This is a genomic window from Allosphingosinicella sp. (assembly GCF_036387615.1).
GTDB lineage: Bacteria > Pseudomonadota > Alphaproteobacteria > Sphingomonadales > Sphingomonadaceae > Allosphingosinicella.
In genome coordinates this window covers 1-5,687 of sequence record NZ_DASVTH010000049.1, presented here as the reverse complement: position 1 = coordinate 5,687, position 5,687 = coordinate 1, and the positions used below count along the sequence as shown (strand labels likewise).

The window sequence follows — 5,687 nt, the reverse complement described above, 5'->3', positions numbered from 1 at the left end:
GTCGCGCTTGCCTGGCCGTAGCGGTCGGCGTGAGCCCAATATACGAAGGACCGATCCCGCGCACCGTAGCAGCTACAGCAAGATGGAGGCCTTCTTCCCTGCGGCGGGTCCGCATAGCAAGCGTCGTAGCCCTTGAGGTTGGCTCGCAGAGCTATGAAGGGCAAACATCCTATCGGTCGCTGATTGATTCCGAGGCGCGCGATTACAGCCAGCTTACGAGTCGCTTTCGATCGGGCTCTGGCGATTTCGAGCCCGTGTCATACGGCCATGGTTTGCGAGCGAGGATTGTCTCGCCGTGGTGGACAGCGGCAAGCGCCGCACCCGACTGAAGTACCTTCGACAGAAGGTGGCCCGCAGCATTCACCCGAATTCCGCAAGGCTTTTCGAGCCGCCCGAACCCGACGGTGGAAGGGTCGACGGCGTGATGCGGCCGTCCCCAAGCCGGCTCGTCGATCTGACCGGCGCGAGGCCTGGCTGATCGCTGCGCGCCGCTTGCGCTGGTGCTGAAAGTCGTTAGCGCCGACCCGGCCCGAAGAGATCGCCGATAATGCGCGTCACCGCTTTCGCCAAATATAGTTCCATGGCGGCGAGTAGTCGTCACCGGCTGCTGCAATATACCCCGCACCTGACGGCGTGCGGCATCGAGGTAGATTTTCATGCGCTCCTCCCGGACGCGTATGTTGAAGGCATAGGCTCCGGTCGGCGCTACCCCAAGGGCAAGATGCTGCTCCACTATCTGCATCGCTTTCATCAGGTAATTGGCCGGACCAAAGCTGACCTCATATGGATCAACGCAGAACTGTTCCCGTTTCTCCCGGCAAGCTTCGAGAGGCTCGCCTTTCGCAGTGGAAACCCAGTCGTCTATGACTTCGATGACGCCTTCTTCAACTTCTACGGCGATCATCGTTACAGATGGGTACGCCGACTACTCGCCGGCAAACTCGATCCGCTGCTACGGGGCGCGGCGCTCAGCTGTTGCGGCAACACTTATCTCGAACGTCACGCGTCTCGCTTCACTCCGAACACCATGATCCTGCCGACCGTCGTGGACACGTCCATTTACCGTCCGGCAGCCGGCGTTCGCCCCGATCATCCGCTGACCTTGGGCTGGATTGGCTCTCCGTCGACATGGGCCTATATGCGCCCGCTCCTGCCATTGCTGCGCCGGCTCGTTGCAGAGCGGGGCGTTCGTGTCCGCGCGGTCGGTGCCGGCGCCGCTGCCAGGGGCGACGCCTTTGCGGGCCTGGACCTGATCGATTGGCAAGAAGAGCGTGAGGTGGAGGAGATACGCTCCATGGATATCGGCTTGATGCCGCTTCCCGACGACGAATGGGCGCGGGGCAAGTGCGGCTTCAAGCTCATCCAGTATGCGGCCTGTGGGCTTCCCGTGGTCGCTTCGCCGGTCGGAGCGAACCGGGAGATCGTACTTTTCGAAAGGACCGGCCTCTTTGCGACGAGCGAGGCCGAATGGAGCATGGCGCTGTTGCGCCTGATCGACGATCCGAACCTGCGAAGCAATTTGGGCGGGGCTGGTCGGCGTCGGATCGAGGAGCACTATTCGCTGCACGTCCATGCCCCGCGCCTTGTGGAAGCGCTGAAGTCGCTTGGGCCTGGTGGCTGAATGTTCGGACAGATCTCTACCGTAGCACGTCCTTGAGCGCGCTTCTCCACCCCGAGAAGGGGGTGTAGCCACCCGAACGCCACAACTTCCAAACCTCCATCGCGCGGCGCGGCAGCGTCATGGACGTCATGCGTTCGCGCGCGGCAAGGGTTTCGCCTCGACGCCGGAGCAGGTCGAGCGCTGGGTCCACCCGGTCGGCGAGGCCGAGTTGCCCGAGAAGGTGCCGGCGCTCCGCGATCCGGCGCAATTCCGCCTCGTTCGAAGCCATGAAGAGCTGCCAGCCCTCCTCGTCGCCACCCGAGGAGCGCCGCAGGATCCTCGCCACCTCGGTACTCAGGCGCGTGGCGAGGCCGACCCGCCGCCGGTCGCTGAACGGGTCGTGCGAGACATTTGCCCCATGCCGCCGGTAGAATTGCAGCGGCCTCTCCAGAATCGAGATCACCTTGAGGTGGTGGGCCAAACCGACCAGCCACCTGTCGTGGTCGATCGCGCCGTTCGGGATCGGCAGGGCGACTTCGAGCCATTCGCGGCGCAAGGCGACGCAGCATCCCGCCACGAAGTTGCTGTCCGGAGAGCCGAACGCGCGAATACTGCCGAGCATGGTCGCGCCGGTGGGGACGAGATTTTCGTCCGCGATCAGCTTGTCGTTGATGACGAGGAGGATGCCGGAGGTCCCCTCCAAGGCCACGACAACATCGGCGATCTTCTCGGGAAACCAGACGTCGTCCTGGTCGCACAGGAAGACGATGTCGCCACCGCAGAGCGACAGCGCCTTCTCGAAATTGCGTAGCACGCCGAGATTGCGCGCGTTGCGGTGGACGCGCATCCGGAACGGAGCGCTCTGGGCAAAGGCCTCGAGTTGCTCGACCGTTCCGTCCGTGGAGCCGTCGTCGCAGACGACCAGTTCGTCCGGGAGCCGTTGTTGCCTGGCAAGGCTGGCAAGCTGCTCCCCCACATGCTTGGCGCCGTTGAACGTCGCCATCGCCACCGAGATGCGACAGCGCGAAGGCGGGTCGGCCGAATGGGGGCTCACTAGGCCGGCTTCCGAGCGCGCAGGGTAATGAACTCCGTCCGCCGCAGCGGCAGCCTCGCCAGCAAGGGCAGGGCCGTGAGCAGACGCAAGGACGGACGCCGAGGCGTCTCCGGCCTCAAACCCGACCGGATCCGGTCGCTGGCGAGCCAGAGGCTGAGCGACAGCCCTTTTTGCGGCAGCCGCTCCAGGCGCTCGAAGCCGGTGCGGATCATCAGCTGCTCCAGCGCCTCCCAGTTGAACAGGACCAGGTGCCGCGGCGGCTCGAGGCCGCGCCAATGGCGGCCGAACAGCTGCAGCCCCCGCGCATCCGTGTTGGGGGTATCGATGAAGATCGCGCCGCCCGGTTTCAGCAGGTCGAGGCAAAGCGCAAGCAGACCCCCTGGATCCCCGACGTGCTCGATCACATGCCCCAGCGTCACCGCGTCGAAGCTGCCGAGCGCGGAGCGGAAGACTTCGGCGCCGCCGATGCGGACCTCGGCGCCGGACTCACGGGCCGCCTCCACGGCCACGGGATCGAAGTCGCAGCCCGACACCTTCCAGCCCGCCTTTTTCGCCCGAAGCAGAAACTCCCCATTGCCGCAGCCGATGTCGAGCAGGCGGGGCCGAACCGCTCCCTCGGGAACGGGTAATCGTTCCACATAGGCAGGCTCGCTGCGCGACAAGCGTCCGACGACGGCCGCCCGCAAGCCCCTTCTTTTCGTTTCCTCACTTTCGGCGGAGCGCGGCGCGTGCGTGTAATAGCTGCGGTAGGCAAGTCCGAGTGTCTCGGGCGTCGGCCGTGGGTCCAGATAGAGCGACCGGCAGTCGCCGCAGCGCCACAGCGTCCACTCCCCCGGAGCCGAGTAGAAGGTAGTATCGCGCAGCCTATCCAGGAACAGCGACCGACCAGCGTCGCCACAGACGGGGCAACGGCCGATGGCGACGAGACCGTCTGCCGGCCAGGTTCCGCCGGCCGCCGGCGGGTCGCTGCTTTGGAGATTTGTCATGCCAGCCTCTCGGCCGATCGAGCGGGCGGCGCGCGGTTTGCACTGCTGCAAGGTGGCGGGCAGGCACTCGGCCGGTCGGACCGGAACCGCGAGCCCCTGGTGCGCGGCCCAAGGCATAGCCGGCTGGGGACGCAGGGGTGGCTGGCGGTCGTGTGCTTCGAGGTCGGCAACGCGATTCCTATTGGTGACGGCGCCGCTATATCTCCGGCCAGTGTCTCGCGAGAAGCCTCCGTGCGTTCACCCTCATGGCCCCGCCCGCCTAGCAACCGTGGTTGGCCTGCGCGTCCGCGGCCCGGACCGGCTGGCGCGGTGATCTCGGAGCGTTTAACGCCCTGCTGCGCGAGCCGGTCGAGCCCCGCATGTTCCTCGTAACCGCCCCGCAAGGATACGCCATGTCCACTCACGCCACCATTCACCGGCAGCCGCGTCTTGGTTGACACGGAGGTGGCCGGCAACGGGAACGGCGCAGCAAGGAAGGGCATCGTTCTCGCGGGCGGCACGGGTCTGCGCCTGCACCCGATCACCAGCGTCGTCAGCAAGCAGCTGATGCCGGTCTACGACAAGCCGATGATCTATTATCCCGTTTCGGTGCTGATGATGGCAGGAATCCGGGACATCCTCATCGTCACGACGCCGCGCGACCGCGTCGCGTTCGAAACGCTGCTCGGCGACGGCGCGCAATGGGGCGTGCACTTCCAATATGCGAGCCAGCCCGCTCCGGGCGGGATCGCGCAGGCCTTGCTGATCGGCGCCGAGTTCCTGGACGGCGCCCCCGCCGCGCTCATCCTCGGCGACAATATCTTCTATGGCCACGATCTGATCGCGACCCTGAAGCGGGTCAACGCGAGCACTTCCGGCGCCACGATCTTCGCCTATCATGTCGCCGATCCAGAGCGGTACGGCGTCGTCTCGTTCGATCAGGATGGGCGGGCGCGCAGCCTGGTCGAGAAGCCTGCGTCGGCCGACACCAGCTACGCCGTTACGGGCCTGTATTTTTACGACGAACAGGCCGTCGATCGCGCGAGCAGGCTCACTCCGTCCGCCCGCGGCGAACTGGAGATCACCGACCTCAACAGGATGTACCTGGAGGCGGGCGAACTCTGCGTGGAGGTGATGGGGCCTGGCTATGCCTGGTTCGACACCGGCACGCACGACACGCTTTTGGACGCGGCGGTGTTCACCCGGATCATCGAACAACGACAGGGACTGAAGATCTGCTGCCCAGAAGAGGTCGCCTGGTCGATGGGCTATATCTCCGACGAGGCTCTCGTCTCGATCGCCGCGCCGTTGCGCAAGAGCGGCTACGGGGAATACCTCCTTGCGGTGCTGGGCAGGAGCCGGCGGCGTTGAAGGTCCGCGAAACGGCGCTGCCGGGCGTACTGCTGATCGAGCCCGAACTGTTCTCGGACGATCGGGGCTGGCTGATGGAAAGCTGGAATGCCGACAGCTTCCGGCGGGCCGGCATCGTGGCTGATTTCGTGCAGGACAACCACAGCCGTTCGGCGCGCGGCGTGCTTCGCGGGCTGCACTACCAGATCGGCCAGCCGCAGGGGAAACTTGTGCGGGCGGTGCAGGGCCGGATCTTCGACGTGGCGGTCGACCTGCGCCGCACATCGCCGCACTTCCGGGCCTGGGTCGGGGTCGAGCTCTCTGCGGAGAACAAGCGGATGCTGTGGATCCCCCCGGGGTTCGCACACGGCTTTCTCAGCCTCGAAGACGGCAGCGAGTGCGCCTACAAATGCACGGCGCTGTACGCGCCGAAGGAGGAGCGCACGCTGCTCTGGTCCGACCCGGACGTCGGCATCACCTGGCCTTTGGACGAGATCGTCGCGCCGCTCCTGTCGGCTCGGGATGCCGCGGCACGTCCCCTCGCGGACGTGGAAATGTTCGAGTGAAGGTGTTGATCTTCGGGGCGGCGGGCCAGGTCGGCCGGTTGCTGGCCGAGACCGCGCCGGCGGCCGCACAGGTCGTCGCGCTCGACCGTTCCGAGTGTGACGTCGGTTCGCGGACGGCGGTCGCAGAGGCGATCGGCCGGGAAAGCCCCGAC

Annotated in this window: 5 protein-coding genes; 3 read left to right on the top strand and 2 right to left on the bottom strand. The window is 65.9% G+C overall.

Going from position 1 to position 5,687, the window contains the following annotated elements:
• Positions 1-547 precede the first annotated feature (547 nt).
• Positions 548-1,621, top strand: a complete 1,074-nt coding sequence (locus tag VF631_RS10535) for a glycosyltransferase family 4 protein (protein WP_431850259.1) — start codon at positions 548-550, stop codon at positions 1,619-1,621.
• A 16-nt stretch (positions 1,622-1,637) separates the two neighbouring features.
• Here the strand turns inward: VF631_RS10535 and VF631_RS10530 are convergent, their stop codons facing one another.
• Together VF631_RS10530 and VF631_RS10525 are read right to left on the bottom strand one after the other, a co-directional pair.
• The gene (locus tag VF631_RS10530) at positions 1,638-2,603 is read right to left on the bottom strand and encodes a glycosyltransferase family 2 protein (protein ID WP_431850258.1); all 966 of its coding nucleotides are present in this window, start codon (positions 2,601-2,603) and stop codon (positions 1,638-1,640) included.
• A gap of 50 nt (positions 2,604-2,653) precedes the next feature.
• Positions 2,654-3,640, bottom strand: a complete 987-nt coding sequence (locus tag VF631_RS10525; protein ID WP_431850257.1) for a class I SAM-dependent methyltransferase — start codon at positions 3,638-3,640, stop codon at positions 2,654-2,656.
• Between the two features lie 429 nt (positions 3,641-4,069).
• Here VF631_RS10525 and rfbA point away from each other — a divergent pair, with 429 nt between their 5' ends.
• Both rfbA and rfbC read left to right on the top strand, forming a co-directional pair.
• Positions 4,070-4,990, top strand: a complete 921-nt coding sequence (gene rfbA / locus VF631_RS10520; protein WP_431850256.1) for a glucose-1-phosphate thymidylyltransferase RfbA — start codon at positions 4,070-4,072, stop codon at positions 4,988-4,990.
• The gene (gene rfbC, locus VF631_RS10515; protein ID WP_431850255.1) at positions 4,987-5,535 is read left to right on the top strand and encodes a dTDP-4-dehydrorhamnose 3,5-epimerase; all 549 of its coding nucleotides are present in this window, start codon (positions 4,987-4,989) and stop codon (positions 5,533-5,535) included. The genes rfbA and rfbC overlap by 4 nt, the downstream gene beginning before the upstream one ends.
• Positions 5,536-5,687: the final 152 nt, after the last annotated feature.